The following is a 24,687-nucleotide window of genomic DNA, read 5'->3' on the forward strand; positions in this document are numbered from 1 at the left end:
ACCATTTGTATTTATACACGTATTGTAGTTCGCTCCCTACGCCAACTTACATGATCCTACACAAAATAATTACAACTCATGAAAATTAAATTAACATGTAATGTTTTTTAATAGATAAACGCGCACAAATCACTAATAAAAGATCCTATTTTAATTATTTGTGTAAGGTTATATGACAATTAAGAAGGTGATAAACAAAAAAAGCCGAGAATCCGTGAAGGTGTTACCTTCGGGAATCCGGCTTTTGGATAAGAGAAAGAATATCTCAGTTACTATTTAGTTATTTAGTTGTTCAATTATTCATCTTTTCAATCGTCTCCATATAGAACACATGCAGGAATTTTTTGATATTAACCTTGCCTTTGTCGCCTGCCTGATCTTCTTCCATGGCTCTCATCTTCATTCGAACATCCTGGAAGTCGAAGTAGAGGGGAGCATAGTGCTCAAACTTGTGGTTGCTATAATCGGTAAGTCCAATCGAGGCCATGTTCGTCAGTGCGGCAATCACCGTTCTGCGAATACGTTGTTCCATCGCCTTACTCTCTTTCTCCACGTCCTTGGGCGTAGACTTGTATGTCTGGGCCACTGCTTCGTATGACTCCTTCAGCGGAGGCCACTCCCCGGCACGCTTCTGATCAATTGCATACTCCATAAGGGCCACAATATCCTTGCTACCACTTTCTCCGATGATCCCCAGATCCATTAGAATACTTCTCGCCGCGTCTCGCACCGTACGACCTTGGGCAGGGGCCGGCACTTCCACCAGATTCAATCGGGCCATCGACTGCTTAATCTCCAGCACGTAACGTTCGTACTTCCACTGTTCATTCACTTTGCTGAGCACATGCTCCACTTCGACCCGGTTAATCGGTTTATGAATGAAGAATTCAATTCCGTTCTGGTAGGCCGCCCCTACCATCTCCTTGTTTTCCACCTGAGAGATCATGATAAATTTCCCGGTATACCCGCTGTGCTTCAGTTTCGCAACCGTCTCAATTCCGTCCTGATCGGGCATCAGCAGATCAATCAGCACCACATCTGGACGCAGATCCATGATCATCCGCGCTCCTTCTATGCCCCCCTCTGCCATGCCCGCAAGCTCGCCGATTCCACAGGATTCAATGATATCATGCAGCATGCTCCGGCTGACCACATCATCATCCACGATCATGATAGAAAGTGTCATCGACATCGCCCCCCTTGATTAGATTCATTTTGGGAATAGCTATAGCAAATGTAGTCCCTTTCCCTTCCGGAAGTCCCGAGTCTACTTTAATGTGTCCCTCCAATGACTGAACGATATCACGTACATGAGACAGGCCAATGCCTGTTGCAGCAATGCCGACTTCATTGAACTTCGTTGTATAGCCCGGTTCGAAAATGACATCCCGTTTGGCTTCAGGTATGCCTTTCCCCGTATCCATCACGACCAAATGCACGTCATCTTCCTGTTCATACACACGAATTCGGACCATCCCATCATGCTCAATCGCTTCTACCGCATTGGCAATCAGGTTATTCATTACCGTTAGCAGAGGAATATAATAAGGAGACTCGCAATCATACTGTTGCTCGATGTCGATCTCCACCTGCTTATGCAACATCTCGCTATATTTTCGGTTTGCTTTGCTCGCAAAGTTCAGCACTTCGGACAAGCTCATGTTGACCGCTTTTTCGTTATCATATAATTTCAGCAGACCCGCAAGAATCCGTTGTGAATCCTTCTTCACTTCATGAATCTGTTGAGCGATGCCCAGCGTGCGCTGACTGTATTGGTTCATCTCATGCTCCCGGAGATCCCGATATAGATCATAGCTGTCTGCCGTAATGCCTTCGATCGTATTCATCGCTTTTTTCAAGTAAAATACCTCACCATACAGACCTGAGTTTACACTCAGCATCTGCTCCATCCGTTTCTCCTGCTCTGCATGCAAAAGCCGCATCTGCCTCACCGCAAAACTGTTGTAGAGCCCAATCACAAAATAACTTCGCAGACCGCCCACCACAAGCAGATACAACCATTCCTTCATATAAAAAATATTGGTCCCACTTAACATGCCGCGAAGCAGCAGCTCAACCAGATTAGAGGAAAAGTCGATACAGGTAATCAGCCCGCCGAGCAGAAGAGGCTGCATTTCATGGAATCGATGCTTGAACTTGCTAAGCCCATAGGCAAAGACCACATAATACACGCCTGCCCCCAGGTTGTCCCGCATGCTCTCTAGTATGGAGACGGTCTGTACATGATTGATGAGATCTGCCGACTGAAACAGGAAACTTGCGATGCCTGTCAGGATTCCTGTCTTCACATAAGATAGGTGCGGCATGATCATCAGCAGAAATAAAAGGATGCTAACCCCCAGCCCGATTCGGAAGTAATCTTCCCGGAACGGATTTATCTTGAATTGCGCCCCTACCGCTGTAGCAAAGGCAATGGCCGTCATCTGCACATTCTCATTTTTGACCCAATTGCGCATCGATCTCTTCACCCACTATAACAACGTTTAGCGCCCAATGACGGAATCCGCGCTTCTAATGTTAAATATACTAACATATGAAAGATGCATTAGAAATAATTAAAATTAGGGAATGAACATGGAGCAACACAAAAAGGCCCGAAGTCTTCACTTCTGCGGCCTTTTCTTTATACCTCATCCGGAATATCAAATGATACCATCGTACCCTCGCCCGGCTCACTTACGATCGATAAACCTTGACCATACCGTTGCAACAATCTGCGGTTCGTATTCACAATGCCTATTCCGCCTTTTCCACCTGGCGTAGCATGCAGCAGCTCTGCAACCTTCTCCGGTTCCATGCCTTTACCATTATCCTTCACCTCAATACGGGTATAACCTTCATGTCGAGTAATGGACAGGCAGACTGTCCCACCCACATTTCGGCTTAATAACCCGTGTCTTACGGCATTTTCGATCAAGGGCTGAATCGATAGCGGCGGGAGAAGTAACGGAAGATCCGGCTCTACGTTTAATACCACCGACAATCGATCTTCAAATCGTGTTTTTTCAATAAAAAAATAGGCTTCCACGAGTTCCAGCTCGTATGATAATTTCACCAGTTCCCCTGTATTGAGATAATTGAAGCTGATCCGTAAATAGGATGAAAAAGCTTCACCAAGCTTCCGCATATGCTCTGTATCAATATCACTTAGGACCATAAGTGAATTCAGCGTATTGAACAGGAAATGGGGCTGGATCTGAGCCTGCAAATAAGCGGCCTCCATGCGTAAGCGCTCCTGGATAGACTGATTTAACATGGTTAATGCACGTATCCGATATTTTAGCTCCAACGCATCTACAGGCTTCGTGACATAATCATTGGCCCCCGATGCAAAACCGGTATATATATCCGGCGGCTGGCTTCGTGCAGTTAACAATAACACCGGAAGCTCTGACATGGAGAATTGCTCCCGCACCTTCTGGGTTAATTCATATCCGGACATATTAGGCATCATCACATCCGTAATGAGCAGATCCCACTGGCGTGTACCCAGCAGTTCCATCGCTTCCTGGCCCGACCGGGCCGTCGTTATGGTGTAGGGTTCATTCGAAAGAATGCTGACCAGCACATCCAGATTCACCGGATCATCATCTACAGCCAGAATGGTGGCTTTCCCCTCTTTTAACAACGGTTCCATCTCTGCTGTCGCCATGGCTTCCGCGTCCCCCATACCTGGGCGGGGTAACAGGAATCCACTAGGTGCATCTTGCATCATCTCTGCGGCCTGTTCCCATATCAGGGGAAGTGGTGACTGTGCCTGATGGGTGGTTTCATTCGCGAGCGGCAGGTTAAAGCTGAATACCGAGCCCTTTCCGAATTCCGAGTGAACCGTTAGTGCCCCGCCGTGCAATTCTACGAGCTCTTTGCAAATGTTCAGTCCAAGCCCGATGCCTTGTCCATCGCTTATTCCATATGACCCTTGTTCATACGGAAGGAAAATACGCATCCGCGTGTCCTCATCCATGCCAATGCCGGTATCCGTCACATGAATCAGAGCATGTCCGTCACGAATTTCGGCACTCACGGATATCGTTCCTTCCTCTGTATGTTTAAGCGCGTTATGCAGCAGATTATACAAAATCTGAACGAGCCTTTCTTCATCAGCCATGACCAGCGGGAACGATTCCGGAATCTTCATATGAAGGTGGACCGGTTTGCGTTCTGCCATGAATTGCAGCATGGCGATAATGCCAGGCACAACCGACTGTATGGAAAGAGGAGCCTGACGTAATACAATACGATGTTCCTTCAACCGGACTACATCCAGTAGATCACCAAGGAGATGGGACATCCGTCGACCGATCGTAATCAGCAGCTCCATATCCCCCAGGCTCCGTTCATCCAACCTGCTCTTCTCTCGGGTGACCACGTTGTGAGCGATGTTAATGATCCCATGCAGCGGGGTCCGCAGTTCATGTGATGTATTCGCCAAGAACTGATCTTTAATTTTGTCACCCTTCTGCAGTTCTGTATTCAGCTTCATGTTCTCTTTGGCATTCCTGAAGTATTTCTTGAACCAATAGGCGGAGAATCCGGTAATGGCAAAGATGATGTCAATGGGATAATAGACTGTTGTCACATCTTTGGCTGTCTCGGCCACACTCCATAACAAGTTGGATGTAATGCCTCCTGCAGTAAGTAGCAGAAAAACAATATCCCGGTCCGCCTGTTTCCTGAAGATCATCGTTCCGACGATATATAGAAACCAGATCAGGGATACAAGAAAGAATAGGTTAATGACGTTGTAATGGATCATTGCATATGTAATATGAATGGGCACCACCACAATCACGGCCGTATAGATCAAGGTAATAACAACATGCCAATGTAGCCATGCCTTTCGTACATGAACCATCGTTAATCTCTGGAATAACAGAAGGATACAAGCATTTTGCAGCAACAATGAGATCAATCGAATTTTAATGCCCCAGGTATAATTTAATGGAAGCCATAACATCAATATATTGTCATGACCCATCGTAACTGTGATGCCAACAGATAAAGTTAATACGGCTCCAACCAGCAAGGAACGTTCCTGTCGATTAAATGCATAAAGAATACAGGCATACATGCCGTGGAGGAGCAGAACCAGAAAAGTGAGCATCTGAAAACCAATGGAATACCAACGTGAAAAATCAACGGCGGCCTGTGAACCGAAGCGAACAGGTTTGCTAATTCCGCCCATATAAGGGCTGTCGTAATTGGCTACGCGTATCAACAACTCAATGGATGTTGTTCCTTCCTGATCATAAGTCGCTGTATACGAAGTACTTCGGGGTATATATGTACTGCTATCCACTGAGACCTCACCCATGCCCCCGTCCGCGTCTCCATTCAGCTCGATCTCGGAGGAACTTCGTATCCCTTTGAGCCAAAAGGTAACAGGAATCTGAAGTGGATCTGTCAAAATGCGCAATCGATATGTTCCGTAACCGTACGAACTCTCTTGTTCCTGATTCTGTGCACTCCCCCAGTCTCCTGGGACCTGAACACTCTTCGCACCGCCATTCCTCTTCGCAATATCTTGTTGGGTCAGCAATTCTTCCGGGTATAGTTCCCATTCCCCATTCAAGTACATGACAGGGGATTGATCCAGATCCACGCCCCTTAAATCCAGCACCCCGTTAACGGCGCGAGGCTCATCTACTGTGTGGAATAGTTCAGACCATACCGAGCGCATGCCAATTAACACTCCAAAAATAATTATCATGATGATCAAATACTTGTAACGGTCCATACGTTTTGTTTGAAGTAATTTCATTAATTATTTTTTCATGACTTTGGTTAAACCGAGCTTCCAGTCCTGATACCATTCGGTAATATCCTCACTGATCGGTATCTCCAAATCTTGCTCCATTCTGGTGGTTAAGAGACGATACTGCTCCTCCACACCGAGATCGTTGTGCATTTCATCATATAACTTCATTAGCGTAAAATAACTTTCTTCTTCATCCGGAAGCATATGCTGGATACGTTGAGTACTCTCGATCACTTTTTCCGCCAGCCCATGCTGCTGGTAATACAGACTTAGTTGTCTCATATGATACAGCCACAGATAGCGTAATCTTTCCCGCTCAGGTTCAGCCCACATGTATTCATAATTGCCAAGATAGGTACCCTTATATAGATGAAGTGCTTGCTCATAGGCATGAACGGTACTTGCGTCTACGACTTTCCATTGCCTGATTTCCCGTTCCCACTGCTCACTATCCAACTGAGCCTCACCCAATTCGAGTCGATAACCTGCCTCCAGGTGTCCACTCTGAATCGTGATCATACTCATATTGCAAGTTTTTAGGGTTTGACGGACATGATAAATCGCAGTGTAGAGTTGATGTGCCGTCTTCTCCTCTTCCGTTCCCGGCCACAGAAGCTCCAGCAGAACACTGCGATGGATAACCTGGTTCCGGTGGTGAAGCAAGTATGCAAACAGTTCCTGCGCCTTGCTTGTACGCCATTTGGCAACCTGAATATCCTTTCCTGGAAGCTTAAACTGAATCTGATTAAAACAGCAAATTAAAGGTACGTTTGTATCCTTTGACCGCTGCTCCCGTTTTACGCTCAGTTTCTCTCTTACGCGGCTCACCGTCTGCTTCAATCGATCCTTTTGGATGGGCTTCATCACATAATCCAAAGCCTGTAACTCGAAAGCATGCACCGCATATTGATCGTAACTGGTCACAAAAATAATTTCGGTGCCCGGTGTTGCCGCCTGAATCTGTCTTCCCAGATCCATACCATCCATCTCCGGCATATGAATATCCAGAAATACAACATCAGGACGGTGTTCCACAATACCCGCCACAGCCTCTGTTGGATTCATATATGTAGCAATAATTTCAATGCCGCTTACTTCTTTTTCTAGTGATTTTTGAAGGCCTATCAACGCTAGACGTTCGTCGTCAACCAATATCACTTTCACAGGAGCTTCCTCCTCGACCCTGAGGCCTTGAGATTTATTTTCACTATTATATCATAGGCATTTTAAGTATTATGGTTCTCATTTCCCAATTTCAATTTCTAGCAATTTAATTGTATAATACTTAATAGAAGACAGGTTAACAGATCCGGTCTGGAAGAGAGGAAGGTTGCATATGTCAGATACGAATCAAAGCTTTGGGCAAGCCCTTGTCAAATCATTAGTGGGGGAACGCGGTCATATCCGCATCGCCCGTGCTCTACCCGATATTGATGTCACACTTGCTGCTCGTACGCACGAGGCCATGCCTTATACGATCTATCAGTTGGTGAAGCATATGCATTATTGGCAGCAATTCATGCTCGAACACTTGGAAGGACGCAAGCCACAGCCCCCTGCTAACGTGAGCGAGAGCTGGCCTGTAGAGAAAGGTCCACAGGATGAAGCAACCTGGAAGGCAGATATTCAGGCATTCTTGGATGGGGTTGATCAAGCGGTAGCCATTGCAGAAACAGCACAATTAGATGAGCCACTACTTTATTTCCCCGGAGAAACCAAAGCAGGACTTCTGCGCAATATCGCCTCCCATAACTCGTACCATCTGGGCGAAATTGTTTTGCTTCGTCGTTTCTACGGTGCATGGCCGCCTCCAGGTGGCGGATATCCGGCGTAAACCATAGTTACATCAGATCGAGTCAACGAATATACAGACACATCTAAGCTGTGAAAGGAGCGATTGTTCCTTTTACAGCTTCTTGTCGTTAGAGGCAAGTAACAAGTAACATCCCATGAAAGTACAGATTATAACGCTCGTATCCTGCTCCAGGCTCATATATCACTTCAAAGTACGTATATGACTTTGAGGTGCGTACTTCTCATCCTTCTTTTTCTGACCCACAATATGATCAGAAGAAGAGAGGAGCATGTCCATTGAAAACCGAACCATCTGTTATCCGTTACACTGCCCTTGTTATCGGTGCTGGAGGCGTCATTGGAAGAAACCTTATTGATTATCTGATGACACTTCCCCAATGGAATGTCATTGGTGTATCTCGCCGCGGAGGGGAAGATGCCCCCAGGTTACGTTATATATCAGCTGATTTATTGAACGAAGCAGACACACAAGACAAATTGAGTCATTTAACGACCGTTACGCATATTTTCTACGCCGCGTATCAGGATCGCCCAACTTGGACCGAATTGGTACAGCCCAACTTGGCCATGCTCGTCCATGTGGTGAATACGATTGAACCGATCGCTCCAAATCTCCAACATATTAGCCTAATGCAAGGTTATAAAGTGTACGGTGCGCATCTGGGTCCATTCAAAACACCTGCCAAAGAAACGGACGCATATCATATGCCCCCTGAATTCAATGTCGATCAGCAGCAGTTTCTCGAGGAACGGCAACCCGGAAGTAGCTGGACTTGGTCCGCCCTGCGCCCGTCTGTGGTGTGTGGATTTGCCCTGGGTAATCCAATGAACCTTGCCATGGTTATTGGTGTATATGCGGCTATCTCCAAGGAACTTGGCTTGCCACTTCGATTCCCTGGGAAACCAGGAGCGTATCATTCGCTTCTCGAAATGACTGATGCCACATTGCTCGCTCATGCAACCGTATGGGCAGCAACTGATCCGCGATGTGCCAATCAGGCATTTAATATCACCAATGGCGATCTGTTTCGCTGGAATGAACTCTGGCCCAAAATTGCTGCATTTTTCGAATTGGAAACAGCACCTCCACTCACCCTCTCACTTGCAACTGTGATGGCAGATAAAGAAGATCTTTGGAATTCCATGATTGAAAAGTATGGTTTGGTAAACACCCCTTATGATGATGTCTCTTCCTGGGCATTTGGTGACTTTGTCTTCTCGTGGGACTACGATTTCTTCGCAGATGGTTCCAAAGCTCGCCGCTTCGGATTTTATGATTTCATTGACACTGAGGCTATGTTTATGGATATTTTCAGAAATCTACGTGATCGCAAGATCCTTCCGTAACGTAAATAAAATGCAGAATAAGCCGATTCCTGAATTCCAGAATCGGCTTATATAAGTCACTCAACGTCAGCAGCAGTTGGCGGCTTAAACAGAATTTTTCCTCGATCACCATACACATTCTCCACGTGTATATCGCCCCACCTACACATCAGATGAAGAATCTCTTTAAGACTCCACCCATACTCCGTTAACTCATACTCCACTTTAGGCGGGACTTGGTGATGGGAAATACGGACAATAACCCCCGCCTCCGTTAGTTCACCAAGTTGCTGAGTCAACACTTTCTGGGTGATTGCAGGGATCAGCTTCATCAGTTCACCATTACGTTTCTTGCCAAAGGTAAGATGGAATAGAATAACGGGCTTCCACTTTCCCCCGATCACTTCAAGAAAGGCTTCAACTGCGGTGTTATATACTTTGAGTGGTTCCTCCATATCACCTTCGGTCTCCCTTCCAGGCTATTGCTCAATCTTCCCGATTCATCTTCTCAAAAATATGGGCTAGTTGTGCTCGATCCTCTTCATTTAATTTCTGGAATAAATTCTTACGCAGCTTCTGGCCCTCCAATATCGCTCTTCCGAGGACTTCGGTCCCTTTATCCGTAATGTTCAAATAAATAATGCGGCGGTCCGCTTCATCTACCATTCTGACGACTAGTTCCTTGGCTACCATCTTGTCCGATAAATAACTGAGTGTAGGAGGCGTGAACCCTAACATTTTTGCAATATCCGAAGGTCGGCTTTTTCCATTTTGATGAAGATGGCTGAGTACAAGCACATGAGAGACACCCAGGTCCTCATTAAATGATTTGTTCCATTGTATGATCAATTTATTAGTGAAATTATCCATGTTGTGTATAAGCTCAAAAATGTTCTGTTCTTCCATTAGATCCTCCTCGAAAAAATAAAACAACAGCCCTCATTTAACTTAAGGGCTGTCATCATTTTACACGCTATTGGGCTGAGTAGCCACCATCGATCACCAGTTCAGATCCGGTAATGTACGAAGAATCATCCGACGCCAGGAACAACGCGGCTTTGGCTATATCGATAGCCTGACCAAGACGCTGCAAAGGCGTTGCCTGAATTAATCGTTCAAGCAGTTCTTTTGATGTGTTCAAGGATTGGGTCATTGGTGTTTCGATGATCCCAGGGAAAAGTGCATTCACCCGAATGCCTTGACGACCAAAGGTGGTCGACGCGGCTTTGGATAATGCCCGTACCGCGCCTTTGGATGCCGAGTAATGGTTAAAGCCTTGTCCAATTAAAGCCGTATATGATGAGATATTGACGATGGAACCTCTCTTCTGTGCTGCCATATAAGGAGTGACATGTTTCATGCCAGCGAATGGGCCGTAACCGTTAATGGAAAGCATTTTCTCCCAATCCTGTGCATTGATTTCCTCAAATGGCTTCTCCGAAGAAATGCCTGCATTGTTGACCAGAATGTCAATTTTCCCAAAACGTTCATTCACTACCTTCGCAAGTGCCTGCCAATCTTCATCCGAAGATACATTCAACTTCAGTCCGTAAACATTCTCTTTTTGGCTTGCTCTCTCCAATGCTTCCTCATTAATGTCTGCAGCAATGACGATGGCGCCTTCCTGTGCAAAAAGATCTACCATGCCCTCCCCGATTCCCGATGCTCCTCCAGTAATAATGGCTACTTTATTATCTAATTTCCCCATGTGAATTGCTCCTAACGTATTTTATTTATTTGTAAGTAACAGGGCTATTTTGTCTTTCATTCTTAACATGATGCTTAAGCCCCCGATCTTAAAGAAACCAAAGTATTTAGACATATAATATTTAGTCATCTAAATATTATATGTCTAAATACTAGCAAACTAACTGTCTTAATGCAACGAGTACAGCTCTATATACTTATTTTGGATTCCTTAGCGAAGCTAAGGCAGTTGAAAAAAAGCTCGGTTTAGGCGACATTTCAGACTTATCCCGCATAACTAGCCAACAAAAAAACTGCATCCGTCATTACGGATGCAGCCTTTTCAAGTTTCGTATAATGAGAAGCTCATACCCTCTTACAGTGCACCTTGAAGGTTTGCAGGCTGATTTTCCTCATTCACCAGACCTTGAATAAAGGTTTCAAAATTGGGCGCAAGCCAAGTGATCTTGTAGCTTTCATTTTTGTCCACATGAACAACCTCGGGCTCACCAGCATTGCCGGATTCACGATAATCCAGCATCACGATCTCCGAATCGGAAGGGCACTCACATAACACAACACCAATCTCGGGGTACCCTCCCTGCTCGATGATGTACCGGCTACCCGATTGACCACCTAACGAATGTGCTTTCTCACGTCCAATACCCAGTATTCCCTTGACCTCAACGCGGACCTTCTTGGCAGCCTCTGCTTGGCTAACAGGATAATACCGATAGTGGGGAACACCACCATTATGTAATTTCATCATGTTTATATAGGATGTTGGCAGCTTGAACACCAACTGCTCCTCCATTGACTCGATCTGTCCATCAGTAGGTGGGGCCAGCACATATTGATCCACGGCTTCAGCACTATCATTCCAAAAACCCGTTGGTTCCAGATGGCTAACACGATCAGGTGCGATTGAGATTTCAGAAACAGATGGGTCGGGACTCACCGATTCATATACGGATTCATATACGGATTCCTCTAAGAGTTCCTCTGAGGATTCCTCCTCCATTTTGCTTCGAATCCATTCCAGAAACTCCAGCGTATCTTCATCATCAGGCTCCAATTGATCCGCTCTTTCGAACGCTTGCTGTGCATGCGCATACTGCTCCAGATAGTAATAAGCCAACCCAATCCGGTAATGCCAGAGTGGGTCACCTGTACCCTCTTTGGCAACCGTCAGGAATTGTTCAACCGCTTCATCGTACCGTTCCAGGTTATTCAGCGCTCGTCCCAGATGGTTAATCAACTCATAATCTCTTTCTTCCACAGGAATCGCTTGAATTGCATCCACAATTTCCTGAAACTCATCTTCTTCATGCCACTCTTGCAATTGAACCAACAGATCGTCTCTCATTTCTTTTTCCTCCCCGTTCATTCACTCATGATTACGTATTGAAAATTATACCACTATCTAGATCACCTTCTCCAGCCAAGCCAGATCCTTTGAGCCTGTCACGAATCAATATCTACTCATTCGCAATGCAAAGAATAAAAAGGTAACCTGGACCCAGTTAAGAAAACCAGGCAGGCTACCTCCTTTATTTCTTCCACGATATCGAATTCTTCATTCAATTCAGTAACTCCACACAATCGTAGACCCATCCTGCACTTAACCAGTTCCCCAGATCACTGGAACCACTGATCGGTGTAATGGTGATAGTATTGGAACCATTCACGAAGTAAGATGCCGGGACATTCCAGCTAAACGTTGTGTTGTTGCCACGATAGGTACCAATCGTGAAGCTACGAGAATTGGGCTGTGAGGAAGCGGCAGGGTTGGTTAAAGCATGTCCATTAACCGTTACACTAGGTCTGCCATTATTGTATGCTGCGGTAATCCCGATGTTGAGCATATGGGAAGATGCCGCTTGGGATGCATTCAAGTTAAACGTTATTGTAGTTGGTGAATTCTGACCACGGAATTGGATTGCCGGGAATCGATTGGTCGTGCTGCCCGTAGCATAGGTGACAGGCCCCCAGCTTGGATTACGACTATCGGACGGGTGACGGATCGGAATGGTCTGCCCATTCAGAAACTCCCGTGGTGTACCATCCCAGTTACCGATTCGCCAGATGTTGGAGGCTTGACTCGGATCATTGTTGATCGTACGTGTATTCAGAGTCGTCGTTTGGCCTGCCGTGACATTAACCGTTTCCGTATATACCGCCAGTTCCCCCTTATAGGCTGTCATGGTGTATGTCCCTGGGATCATGCTATATTTGGCGGCTGCCCCACTTGAAGAGGTACCCACCCAATACTGAGCACTGCTATTGGCGAACCCAATCGTGTACGCGTACCCCGTATCCATCCCGGAGAGACCATTAAGCACCACATTCCCCCGACTGGATACCCAACCCTGCAAGTTCAGACCAGACATCCAGCTGAAATCGGGTACATTTGGCGTACCACCTGTGGTGAAGATCAGAGCGTACGGCCCATGCAGACCCAGGCGCCAATTTTCCGTCTGTGCATGGCCCGAGTTCATATAATTATAGACTTCCGTCTCTGTTCCACTTTGGAACTGGATGTCACGGAAGAATGGGCCGCCAGAGCTTTTTTCCCGATTGCCGTAGGCCATAAATACACCGACGCCATTCCCGGTCACCCCACGAACGGATAAGTCTTTGGCCTGATCATTACCATAATATTTGGAGGCCGACTGTCCATTGGCAAACCCGAACACATCCTGACTTTCAATTGCTCCAGTGTTACCCCGGTTGTTAGAATTCGCCGGAACACCTGTCAACACACTACCATTACCGCGGAAAATGTACCGTAACTCTCCAATTGAAGGTTGAGCCGTGATATGCGTTGCCATGTATATGATGTTCTCGCCACCCCGCGAAGCATAATAGTGAGTCAATGTGTTGGTGGAAACGGTAATTAGCACCGTTGAACCCGAAGGTGACTTATTCCACGTTACATTTGCAGAAGATCCCAACCCCGAGCCAATATGTGAGCCCCTATTGCTATTCAGCTCAGTTCCATTCATCTTGGCAGAGATAATATCACCATTCGTTTTGTTCACTACATAGACTAATCCCGAACCGGTGTTCACTTCAATTCTGGAGCCGTTGTCTGTGACCTGGATGGTGGCTGCGTGTCCGGTAGATGCAGGGTATACGGCAGCTGTTGCGACCATAACGACAATTAAAAACAAACCAAGCGCCTTTCTCACTATACTTTTAGTCATGAGTAAACTCCTCCTTGGAAATCATTTAATAAAGCGCTTACATTATAATGTATAAAAACCTACCCTTCCGTCTCATAACTTACAATTCCAATAAAATAATACCATTATATTACATATATTTGCAATGAAAACGGCTCGTATATCCGATAGAAAATTCTAAAAGCAAAAAAAGCGCAACTTCAAAAGCTGCACCCGCAGATACCAAGCTAGAGACATTATCATCTCTTCCGAATGGGTATCCATATCTCTCTTCTATATTGCTCAACGGTACCATCCTTGTGCTCATTCCATAGCATTTTCCGGACCCTCACTCAGCTCATAGTCCGATGAAGGCCTGATACATGCATGCTTTGAAAAGTCCTGGCCAAGGAATCCGGCGAGACATACCCATATTTCAGTGCAACGTCAATGACTTTGCTGTCATTCCGGCTCAGCTCCATCGCCGCCAGCGTATCCATGTCATCCCCTCCCTCGTTAGTTTAAGGATAGCAAAGCCGTTCCCATCGCATCCGACATTTCCTGCACCATTCTGCAGGTAGCTCTTCTCTTGCAAAAATCTCGCTTGTTCATACAGAAGGTTTTGGTTGATTTACTTCAACATGCAGAAGTCTGGTTTTCGTTACCCTTTCCGCATTCTCCAATGAAGAAGACAATGGAGCAGACAGGTACATTGACGGTTTTTTGTGCGTATTCTCCATTTTGCAGATATGCCGTTCCTCTTATATGCCGTTCACATATTTTAAAGAGAGATAGTTTTGACCATAACGGATAAGGGGAGCGGTTAAAATGGGAGCCAGGCCAAAAAGATCTATCAAAAAGCAGGGAGTTTCTATTATTGCCTGCACGAAGCGCCAAAGCTATATAAAAAACCTGTTTAATAACTACAGCCGACAGAACCACGCCAAGAAAGAACTTATCATCATTGTTAACAATGATAACATCTCCCTTACTCCTTATCTAAGCTTAGCCAAAAAACTTCCAAACGTACACGTTTATCGTCTTCCGGAACGTACCTCCCTCGGCGCTTGTCTAAATTACGCTATTAAGAAAACGAAATACAACTATATTGCCAAGTTTGATGATGATGATTATTACGCTCCCTACTATTTGACGGAAAGCGTGCAGACCTTTCAAAGAACCAATGCCGATGTCATTGGCAAGCGGGCACATTACATGTATTTACGCGGATCAAAGACGTTTATCCTTCGTTTTCCACATGATGAACATCGACCTGTGACCCTAATCCCCGGCGCAACGCTTGTCTTTAAACGCAAGGTAGTAAACAAAGTTCAGTTCCCGAATCGAAGCGTCGGTGAGGATGATCTTTTTTGCATTAGAAGTAAACGAAACGGATACAACGTTTATTCTGCTGGGAAAAGTAATTTTGTCGCGATACGCCGGAGAAACTCATCCAACCATACATGGATCATTAGCGACAAAGAACTAATCTCTCAAAGCCGAAAAATACCTTCTGTTACGAATTACAAGAAATATGTGCAGAAGAAACCAAAAGGCTGACCCCGTTAACAACCAATTAAATCTCAAAAAGAGCAGCATTCCGCTGCTCTTCTCTGTTCTTACCCGATAGTCATATGTGCTTGGACTCAAGCCAGATATTCCGCCATGATCTTTTCAATATCATACGGCGTAACGCCTTCATCAACCGCATAGATGGTATCGGCCTGATCCTTCGTATCCACCAGCTTACCTCTCGCCTTGGCGTGCAGCATGAACAAGTCATACAGGTCGGGTTTGCGTAATGTGGTCATCGCCTTCCCCATCAGCACGATACCTTTCTGATTCCCCTCTACATTATTGTAGTAATCAGGATATCTGGTCAGCGCCAGATCCGTCCAGATGATTGTTCGCTCGACCAGATCGAGAATAACAGGAATGGCTAACTGGGTGTCGGCAGTGATATCGATTTTGTTCTGGACGGTGGCTGGTTCATAGATTTCGCCCGAGCCCGGCTTCTTGCGCATCATCCAGCCTGCAAAACATTCCGGCAAATTACAGTATGGATGGCTGGTGAAGGAATGCAATGTCGTCACCACATAACGTCCGCCATAATCCACGATTGAAGGCATATGCAGATCAATGAATTCACTTGCACCATGTGGTGCAGTCACAATATCCCCGCTATGGGTCGCTTTGTATTTGACAGATCGCAGATTGGTATAGGAGATATGTTCCACGTAATTCCAATTCTCGTCATACATGACCGCCGACAAGTCAATATCCACACGCCCCGTAGGTGTGCCGTCTACTTCGCCCTCTTTCCACCAGCTGAAGAAACGTATCGTGTCACCTTCACCCATCGGGATGCGGCTTCCACGCACAATGGTTCGCAGAGCTTTGCTCGCGGATCGTTGTGAAAAAGGAACCAGATAGTGCTGGAGACGTTCATCAATATACGTCTTCCCGAGTGCTGGAAAGTCAGCAAACCGTGTAATCAAGGCCTGCTCGCACAATTGCACCACTTCCTGGCAGACCGCCTCGTCAAGCTCCGGCAGCTCATTCGGGATACCAAAAGCCTTCGCCACATTTCCTTTCGGAAAAAAGACCCGCAAATCCGAGGTTTCATTCCGCTGTGCAAAATGCTGTCTCACCTGTAACAACACCGGCGTGGATACCTGTGCAGCCACTTCACCAAAGGCCAACAGTACATACGCTTCATCTTGAGTCATCCGCAGCACGTGATCCAGTTTTCTCGCGAATTCACCTGGACGCTGTGATAACAGATCGATTAAACTCCATACATTCCGATATTGGAAGGCAAGCTCCACACTTCCGTTGAAGGTCGAATACGGCTTATTATTACGCAAAATATCAAAGGCTTCTTCGCATCGTGGATACCGAAGCTTATATTCCGACGGATGCAGAATTTCGCCAAGGCGAATCCAGCGATCCTTATATCGCAGCATATCTTCCGTGATGGAGCTACATTGCTCCAGTAATCCGAGTAAAAGTCGTCTCTCACGCCGTTTGAATTTCCGGAAGGGAGACGCATCAGCGAGGCTGACATCCCCATCCGACCAGGCAACAGCCAGACGCAAGACATCACTTGCCGTTTTGAAATACGGACCAATCCGGTCGATATTCGCCTTTTCATGCTTCAGCAGCGAGGAGACCACGAAGCCTACATTTTCTTTGAACGGAATCTCGGCGGGTAGAATCGCATCCACTTCTTCTGGGTCTGCATGCTTCAACACGGTATCGATATCTTTCTTGTCCGTATCAGAGATGGAGCCTTTCGCTTCAATGATCTGGCGAATGAGCGTCTGGAATGCTTGTTTGTTTCCCAAACCAATGAGTTTTAAGTCCGTCTTCTCCAGCAAAGGCATTCTCTCCACAGATGGTTGATCCGTATAGACCACATTCAGGTTGGTCAGATAATGAATCATTGCGTTAAGGTATAACTCCTCTTCATCCGCTTGCATCACCTGCATCGGGAATCCTGCATACATCGGTGTGTACTTCACATGTGCGCCGACCATGACTCTCAGATCAGCCACAAGTTGAATATATACGGTTTCAAACTGTTCCATGGACAGCTGCCGCATCGCCCGCATTAGCTCATCCGAGAAAGTGTATCCGAGTGATTCAATATTCTTGAGGGCAGTCGCCAGGTGTGTCTTCGGCAACTGTTGCTTCCCTTCGTTGGGTTCAATGATGAGTTTGTTCGCTCTGCGCAAATAGATCGTATTGTTCATGATAAAAGAGTCCAGGAAAGCCACATCCCTATATAACATGAAAGGTTAGGGTTAGAAGGAAGGGAATATGATAGCCTGGACGCCTCCTCTCTGATAATGAGATCTTCAGGAGAGCTGCGACCCTATGATCTCCAATGATTGTAGAAGGAAGGATCGCAATAGCCTGAAGGCCAGCGGTTCAAAATTTGTCACCCGAACCTCTGGTGAACCCATCATCTCAGATTCCACGATCTTCCAACAGGGCAAAAGTATTACGACATGAAATGCATAAGGTTAATGAAATAGGGAAAAGCCTTTGCCGACCCCCAATGTCAGCAAAGGCTTTTCGTTTTAGATTGCGTTTATTGATCAATCAAGTTGGTTACTTTCAACATTCTTGCAATCAATGCAGTGACCTCAGCACGGGTCATTGTGGTCTTCGGACTCAGAATCTCTGGCCCGTTACCTTGGATGATTCCAGCGGCAATCAACTGGGCTACATCTTCTTTCGCCCAATTCGATACATTGGCTGCATCACTGTAACGTTCGAGTTCAGCATTCACCTGATCCGGGCTGATTGAAGCTTCCGGTTCAATCAGACGGTAGGCACGAGCAACCATAGCAAATCCTTGCTCACGTGTGATTTCCTGATTACCGTAGAAGTTTCCATTATCGTAACCGCGAACGATACCGAATTCATTCGCAAGGGCTACCGCATTGCGGAACCATGCCGAATTGTTAACGTCAGGGAATAGATTCTGTGGTGCATCCTGACGCATTAAGCCCAGTCCAAGTACTACAATCTCGGCAAACTCAGAACGAGTAACCTGACGGTTCGGGGAGAACGTGTTATCTCCGTTACCTTTCAGATCTAATCTCGCAGCGATGTTGTTCACATCAATTTTGCCCCAATGGGATCTGGCATCTTCAAAATCCTGCGGATTCCAGATGACCGAGTAACTTCCGCTGCTGCGCAAGTCATTAATAAGCGCGTAGTAACGGCTATCGACTTTAGTAACAACCGTTGGTACATGGAAGATGCTACCGTCCGGGTTGATGATCACGCCTGTTGTAATCCGGTTCGGATCGATCCCTTCCGGCAGTGCAATATATTTCGGTGCATAGCCGTTCAGTAGCCCGGAACGAACCGTTTGTCCATCTTTTGAGAAGGTGAGATCCAGATCAACCGGTGTGACAAGTAGCTCGTATCCTTGGGATGCGGCTCTCGTTTCGGCGCTGTCAATCAACGTATCCGATGAACGTGCGATATCGATATGGACATCAATATCATTCAATGCTGCATTACCAAGCTGTCCAGATACACCATTCAAGTCCATTTTACCGCCAGGTACCGGATAGATTGCCAGCGGATTGCTGATGTTTAGTTTGGAACCTTGATCTACTAATTGTTTCAGTGTTTCAAGGGTTAATCCGTCCACCTTCATATCCCCATCATTCGGCGAATGAATGGCGAATTGCTGACCTGTGCCTTGTGACATGGCATCTTTCAGCTTGGCTGGATCAACTTGAACCAATGTTTCTTTGTTGTCAGATGGTTTGGATGTAGCAAATGGTTGATGACTGCCATCCCGGGTTGTTTCCAGATTATCCTTCACGGGTGCCGGAGTTGGCGTTGGTACTGGCGCAGGTGCAGGAGTGCTTCCACCGTTACCTCCTCCCGTATTTCCACCGCCGCCATTGTTGCCTCCACTGTTGTTACCATTGTCACCGGATGCTCTAGTCACGTTGATTTTATACTCCGTAACATTTCCAAGTGAATCCGTTACTCTAACAACGATCTTATTTCCACCAACTTGGAGCGGTAGATTCTCACTTACAGTACCACTTGAAACCTCGTTCCATTCTCCATCTCCAACCGCTATTTCAATCTTCGCAAGTGGATCAAGTGCCGTTGGCGTGAGCTGGAATTGATATACGCTATTCGGCACAGAGATGGTGTACGTGTCTTTAGCCGGATCAAAAGCCGGTGACAAGCTTCCTGTGGATGGGATCAACGTTTGCAGCGTTGATGTGTCATTACCAATCACTTTGGTAAGGCCCGTTCTCGCATCAGTTAGATCTTGAAGCGCCTGATCTACCTGTGCTTGGGTTGCCGTTGGATCATTCAACACTCGCTCTGCTTCGTTCATCGCATTATCGAGTGCTACCCAGCTGCCTGGTGTATATTCCGCTTCAGTTAGATTTTCAGCCTTGATTCTATCATATTCGCTTTTTAGCGCTGACGTGTCGATGCCAGTACCAGGATTCTTGGTAAGACCCTCCTGGGCATCTACCAAATCCTGATACGCTTTTTCCACTTGTTCCGATGTTGCATTCTCGTCATCGAACACGGATTGAGCAACTTCTAACGCCGTTTGCAGCGTTTGCCATGTTTCTGGCGTGTACTCCTCTGTGTCCAGTTCGCCTGTTTCGATCTTACCGTTAATCTCATCGATTTTGGCTTTCAACTTCGCCTTGTCAATAATAACAACATAACTTTTCCCATTCGATGCTTCTGAGTCTGCATATGCTGGATTGTTCGTCTTCGCTGTAACTGTCACCGTGTAGGCGCCAGCCTTCAGCGGAGGTTCCAATTGCGACAGGTTAAGTACCGTTCCAGGCACCTCCACTGTACGCTTCGTACCATTTTCCATTTCGATCGTTACTTCATATTTATCTGCATGCTCAACTGCTTCCCATGTCAACTCATCATCGATGACTGTGATGACTGGCGCCGACAAAGGAGTGGCAGCAGTTGCAATGGTAAAGTACGAATCCGGACCAAAATTCGAAGTATTAAGAGTTACTTGGCCGTTCTGAATTAAATGTAACGAGTTTGGATTACCAAATTGAGCATCATCGCTGATCACAAGATACTGAGGCAACACCGGGCTACCTCCCGTTACGTCTACCTGAAGTGTAATCTGTGATTCAGTCCAGTTTGCTTTCTGTACTTTGTAGATACGCTCCATCCCAAGCAGTTTTTTCTCATCTTTTGTGATCGGTGTTTTGAATTCAGTACTTGCTCCATTGTCACCAAACATAAAGAAAGAAGAATCGTTTGAAATATTATTTTGATTCGCAGAATTGGTATCCTCGATACGGTTGCCCAATGCAATCGTTAACATGGACCCCAATTCCTGCGCCTTGGCTTGTTTCTGCAGCAAGCCGCTCTGATCATCTCGCCCGATGCTTGTAATTCGATGGGTATAGGCTGCGTTCACATTTGAATCCCAGATCGTAGCCATGTTTGAATCGACATATGAATTCGCTGTCGTCTGATCCAGCGTATACCCGTATTTGATCGCCAGATATGTGCTCACTTTCTGGCGTTCCTCGTCCGTCAGAGCATGATCGTATACGATAATTTCTTCAATCGTGCCCTGCCAATGTTCAACACTTGCAGTTGCTGGAATAAGCTTACCGACTACTGCTCCACCAGAGTTGCCGGTATCCCAGGACTTGGGAACATCCTGTCCATATCCACCTGCACCTAGTTGCTGCACTATCTTCATTTTACTGTACAATCTAGCTATGTTAGATTCAGTATTCCCGCCTGTCCAAGTCACAAATTGCTCATTCGGGAACGTCGTTCCTAGGAACCCCTCAGGAGTGTATAATGTCTGACTCATGGTACTGTTAAATGTGGTCAAGCCGCCTCTTGTACCATTTTGAAGCATCCCTATACCCGTATAACCACTCGTTTGGGCTCCCCAGGAAATGATATACTTGATGCCTCCAGTTTTACTGGTTTTGCTAACCGTAATAATTGATCTGGCAGTCTTCCCTTGGGGAAGCTTATTTACATCCAGATTCATGAAAGTTTTCGTTCCGTCATATTCCAATACCGGATTAAAATTAATATTATGATTCTTGTCATTCCAATAAGTCGGTTGGTTATCGACCTCATCTTGTGTTGCGTTATTTACTTTACTACCTTGATCTTCCCAGGTACTCACCTTCTGGCCGCTGGTAACTTCCATACCCAGATCAGATCGAAGCCATAGTGAAGGAGAACCCACTCCACCGGGACCCGCTGTGCTTCCACCATTCACCAGGGTAAGCCCTGTACGTGCATTTGTTAGTTCCTGAAGCGCGTTGTTGACTTGCTCTTGAGTTACATTTGGTTCACTTAGCACTTGTTCTGCTGTGTTCAGCGCATCATGAAGTGCAGTCCAACTGTCTGATGTATATTTTGATTCTTCCAGGTTCTCACCTGTAATTTCCTCATATTTGCCTTGTAGAACTGACTTGTCTACTACAGTAATATCCCTGCGTACAGGTTCAGCAGAGATTCCATTATTCGTTGCTGTAACCCTCAATGTATATTCTCCAGGCGACAATGCAGAGGAAGGTGTGAACTCCCATGTTCCGTCTGGGTTGACTGTAGCTTCACCGACAACGTTCTTAGCTGGGTCCGATTTGTTTACCATTGTAATGGTTACCACGGCACCAGATGTAACGGAACCTTTCAAAGTAGGTTTGGCACCCACGGTAGAAAGATTCAAGGGAGTATCCAGTACCAGATTGACTGGCAATCGGTACGTCAGAATAACCTTATTCGCTTGATTATCATACGCAACCGCTGCAGTCGTATTGATATCTGATACGAAATAGGATTGATCCGCTATTTGTGCAAGGTAACCTCCCCCGCCAATCGCAATATCAACGACTGGGTTCGTTACGTCATCAGGCATAATATTAGCGTATACACCAACCTTCGCGCCGGTCTGCAAAGGGTTAACCAATGTCAGATATGCACTGCCGGTGGCCGACGTGTTTTTTAAGTAAACGTTACGCTGTTCACCCTCGGTATTCAGGTTATCATATACATAGGCTGTTCCTCCGAAATCGAAACGAGCATCGGCGGCACTTCCCCGCATATACACAGCAACATTCCCAATCGTTTGTCCATCAGCATCTATTCCATTACCCGATAGAATATTACCCGTAATCTGCCCGCCTGTCATAATAAACCTGGGCTTGCCAGATAACCCAATACCAACAATGACACCATTACCATCCGCAGAAATTTCATTTTCAGTAATGATTCCGTCTTGAATCTCTACAACTCCTCCACTACCTGCACCAAGGAGAGAAGGAGGGTTATTTGCCAGCTTTCCGGTGATCCGGTTGTGGTGAATCCGTGTGCCATCCTGAATGACTACCGTTCCTCCAAGTGCTGCAATAACGCTTGCCGTACTTGAGCCCCCAGTTGTGACATAGTGATTTCGAACCTCAACATTTTTAAGCATCACCTTACCGCCCGTTACTTGCATCCCATAGATCGCTTGGTTGGTAGCAACATGATTACCGTCTATATCCACATTCTCAAATGTAATGTTTCCATTCGGCACCCGAATCAGATCTCTGTTCTTAAATTCCTCGCCTCGAAGAATAGAGTATCTGTTACCTTCCTCAGATGTGATCGTAACTGTTTTTCCTGAAGCAGCAACAGTCCACACGTCATTCAGTGAAAGATTGCTTAATAGAACAATCTGCCCTGAGCCTGTAATTTCAGTTAGAGCTCTATTCATTGTTAAAAAGGGAGCTTCCTCTGTTCCCTCGTTCTCGTCATTGCCGATCGATGATACGTAGAATATACTGTCCGCTGCCATGGCAATAGGCATTGGTGTGAACGCAGATGTGGTCACAATGACAAGTGACAATATCGACATTAGCATTACTTTAATTATTCTCAACGCTGTACATCCTCCTTTTGTTCACTATCATTTTATAATTCGAATCAATTGCACTTAAAAATGGAACTCGTCCTGCTGAAATGTCCCCTTTTTTGCTTAATGAACATGCCTCCCTTATTTGAAAATGTTCATCGCTCCTAAATGATCTGTGCTCCGTTGTGGAATCTCACCACATCGCACTTATTCTACACAAAGCCTCTCACCAAACTCTTACCAAACCTTTCGCCAGCAAATACAACAAAAAAACAGCCTTGCAAATGAAGCTGCAAGGCTGAATATTGTCAATTACATATTGGATTGTTTCCATTGCTGGTACCACAACTCCACTTCCAAGCCAGGACGTATGCCCGCTTCTTGCTCTAACGCAGTAACTAACTGATTATATTGAGCGATCACAGGATCTTTATTGCCTAATCGATCATAGGTCTTCATTAACGCCAGTCCAACTTGCTCCAATGATGGCTCGAATTGCTGAACCCGATGATATAACGTGAGTGCATCCGTGTGCTGTTCCAGTTCAATATAGTATTGTGCAAGCTGCATGGCGTGGTTACGCCAAAGGGCATGCAAGCGCTGACGCTCCAGTTCGGCCCATACGTAATCATCCTCGCCATAATATTTGCCTTCATATTGATCTGAAGTCTGCCGATGTTCAGCTATTGTAGACGAAGATAATAGAGACAATTGGTTAAGACGACTCTCCCATTCTTCCGCGTCAATTCGGAATTCTCCCGTTTCCAATAGATAACCAAACTGCTGATAGCGAATGAACATCTTGTCTTCGCCCATGAATTCGTTCATCATGCTGCGTAAGCGATGGATGCCACTATGCAGATTGGATATGCCTCTCCGCTCATCCAACTCGGGCCACAACAGTTCAAGCAGCGTGTCCCGCTTAATCGGTTTGTTCCGATGGTGAAGTAAATAGGCGAATAATTCTCTGATCTTGGTTGTTCTGAACTTCATATGTTTTGGCGGCTCATTCGGGTGCAGTTGGACCTGGAGCATTCCCAGACAGCGGATGACCATGGATGGCCCTTCTGTTATATTCAGACTTGCTGGCACCGTTCGGCGTTGATACATCTTCATCGTTTTTTCCAAACGGTCACGCGTTACAGGCTTCATAATATAGTCCAGCACTTCAAGCCCATAGGCCGTCAATGCATGTTCGTTATAGGCTGTTGTAAAAATAACCTCTGTTCCAGGGGAAACCTCATGGATCCGTTCGGTCGCCTCAATCCCGTTCATCCCCGGCATCTGTACGTCCATGAAGACGATTTCCGGCAGATGAAGTTCGATCTGATCGATGGCTTCTTGTGCCGTCAAAAAAGAGCCGATAACTTCACAATCCTCTCTCTCTTCCAACAGTTTGTTCAACCTGCTCAGAGCGAGATATTCATCATCTACCAAAATCACTCTCATATGCACAACTCCTCTGGCTCACTGATCATCCTTTAATCTATAATTTTACCATAAATCCT

At 45.9% G+C, this 24,687-nt stretch carries 16 protein-coding genes and 1 pseudogene; 3 read left to right on the forward strand and 14 right to left on the reverse strand.

Annotation, left to right across the window (positions count from 1 at the left end; all coding sequences use genetic code 11):
* Positions 1–292: 292 nt before the first annotated feature.
* The 4 genes from NKT06_RS30940 to NKT06_RS30955 all read right to left on the reverse strand — a co-directional run bounded on the left by NKT06_RS30940 (position 293) and on the right by NKT06_RS30955 (position 6,943).
* Positions 293–1,186 carry a response regulator gene (locus NKT06_RS30940; protein WP_253442094.1) on the reverse strand — a complete coding sequence of 298 codons (894 nt, stop codon included), beginning with the start codon at positions 1,184–1,186 and terminating at the stop codon, positions 293–295.
* Positions 1,158–2,477, reverse strand: a complete 1,320-nt coding sequence (locus NKT06_RS30945) for an ATP-binding protein (RefSeq protein ID WP_253442096.1) — start codon at positions 2,475–2,477, stop codon at positions 1,158–1,160. The genes NKT06_RS30940 and NKT06_RS30945 overlap by 29 nt, the downstream gene beginning before the upstream one ends.
* 167 nt (positions 2,478–2,644) lie before the next feature.
* The gene (locus NKT06_RS30950) at positions 2,645–5,782 is read right to left on the reverse strand and encodes a hybrid sensor histidine kinase/response regulator (RefSeq protein ID WP_253442103.1); all 3,138 of its coding nucleotides are present in this window, start codon (positions 5,780–5,782) and stop codon (positions 2,645–2,647) included.
* Between the two features lie 3 nt (positions 5,783–5,785).
* Positions 5,786–6,943, reverse strand: a complete 1,158-nt coding sequence (locus NKT06_RS30955; protein WP_253442105.1) for a response regulator — start codon at positions 6,941–6,943, stop codon at positions 5,786–5,788.
* Positions 6,944–7,115: 172 nt separating this feature from the next.
* On the opposite strand from NKT06_RS30955, the gene NKT06_RS30960 reads away from it, so the two are divergent.
* Positions 7,116–7,613, forward strand: a complete 498-nt coding sequence (locus tag NKT06_RS30960; RefSeq protein ID WP_253442107.1) for a DinB family protein — start codon at positions 7,116–7,118, stop codon at positions 7,611–7,613.
* Between the two features lie 257 nt (positions 7,614–7,870).
* Positions 7,871–8,941, forward strand: a complete 1,071-nt coding sequence (locus NKT06_RS30965) for an SDR family oxidoreductase (RefSeq protein ID WP_253442109.1) — start codon at positions 7,871–7,873, stop codon at positions 8,939–8,941.
* A gap of 56 nt (positions 8,942–8,997) precedes the next feature.
* Here the strand turns inward: NKT06_RS30965 and NKT06_RS30970 are convergent, their stop codons facing one another.
* The 7 genes and pseudogenes from NKT06_RS30970 to NKT06_RS31000 all read right to left on the reverse strand — a co-directional run bounded on the left by NKT06_RS30970 (position 8,998) and on the right by NKT06_RS31000 (position 14,270).
* Positions 8,998–9,375, reverse strand: a complete 378-nt coding sequence (locus NKT06_RS30970) for a winged helix-turn-helix transcriptional regulator (protein ID WP_253442111.1) — start codon at positions 9,373–9,375, stop codon at positions 8,998–9,000.
* A gap of 31 nt (positions 9,376–9,406) precedes the next feature.
* Positions 9,407–9,826 carry a MarR family winged helix-turn-helix transcriptional regulator gene (locus tag NKT06_RS30975; RefSeq protein ID WP_253442113.1) on the reverse strand — a complete coding sequence of 140 codons (420 nt, stop codon included), beginning with the start codon at positions 9,824–9,826 and terminating at the stop codon, positions 9,407–9,409.
* A 67-nt stretch (positions 9,827–9,893) separates the two neighbouring features.
* Positions 9,894–10,628 (reverse strand): SDR family NAD(P)-dependent oxidoreductase, encoded by a 735-nt coding sequence (locus NKT06_RS30980; RefSeq protein WP_253442115.1) that lies wholly within the window; start codon positions 10,626–10,628, stop codon positions 9,894–9,896.
* A 354-nt stretch (positions 10,629–10,982) separates the two neighbouring features.
* Positions 10,983–11,972, reverse strand: a complete 990-nt coding sequence (locus NKT06_RS30985; RefSeq protein ID WP_253442117.1) for an SMI1/KNR4 family protein — start codon at positions 11,970–11,972, stop codon at positions 10,983–10,985.
* Between the two features lie 214 nt (positions 11,973–12,186).
* Positions 12,187–13,812, reverse strand: a complete 1,626-nt coding sequence (locus NKT06_RS30990) for a rhamnogalacturonan lyase B N-terminal domain-containing protein (RefSeq protein WP_253442119.1) — start codon at positions 13,810–13,812, stop codon at positions 12,187–12,189.
* Positions 13,813–14,030: 218 nt separating this feature from the next.
* A pseudogene (locus NKT06_RS30995) lies at positions 14,031–14,145 on the reverse strand (AraC family transcriptional regulator); the annotation flags it as partial.
* On the reverse strand, positions 14,124–14,270 hold the full coding sequence (locus NKT06_RS31000) for a helix-turn-helix transcriptional regulator (protein WP_483311604.1): 147 nt from the start codon (positions 14,268–14,270) through the stop codon (positions 14,124–14,126). The gene NKT06_RS31000 and the pseudogene NKT06_RS30995, both read right to left, overlap by 22 nt.
* 328 nt (positions 14,271–14,598) lie before the next feature.
* Between NKT06_RS31000 and NKT06_RS31005 the strand changes: the two genes are divergently transcribed.
* Positions 14,599–15,330: a glycosyltransferase family 2 protein gene (locus NKT06_RS31005; RefSeq protein ID WP_253442121.1), complete on the forward strand. Its 732-nt coding sequence runs from the start codon at positions 14,599–14,601 to the stop codon at positions 15,328–15,330.
* 86 nt (positions 15,331–15,416) lie between these two features.
* Here NKT06_RS31005 and NKT06_RS31010 read toward each other — a convergent pair whose 3' ends face one another.
* From NKT06_RS31010 to NKT06_RS31020, 3 genes are all read right to left on the reverse strand, one after another.
* Positions 15,417–17,525, reverse strand: coding sequence for a TerD family protein (locus NKT06_RS31010; protein ID WP_253442123.1), 2,109 nt, complete (start codon positions 17,523–17,525; stop codon positions 15,417–15,419).
* A gap of 341 nt (positions 17,526–17,866) precedes the next feature.
* Positions 17,867–23,206 (reverse strand): DUF8202 domain-containing protein, encoded by a 5,340-nt coding sequence (locus NKT06_RS31015; protein WP_253442126.1) that lies wholly within the window; start codon positions 23,204–23,206, stop codon positions 17,867–17,869.
* Positions 23,207–23,491: 285 nt separating this feature from the next.
* Entirely contained in the window at positions 23,492–24,628 is a 1,137-nt protein-coding gene (locus NKT06_RS31020) for a response regulator (protein ID WP_253442128.1), read from the reverse strand.
* Positions 24,629–24,687 lie beyond the last annotated feature (59 nt).

This window comes from Paenibacillus sp. 1781tsa1 (assembly GCF_024159265.1).
Taxonomy (GTDB): Bacteria; Bacillota; Bacilli; order Paenibacillales; family Paenibacillaceae; genus Paenibacillus.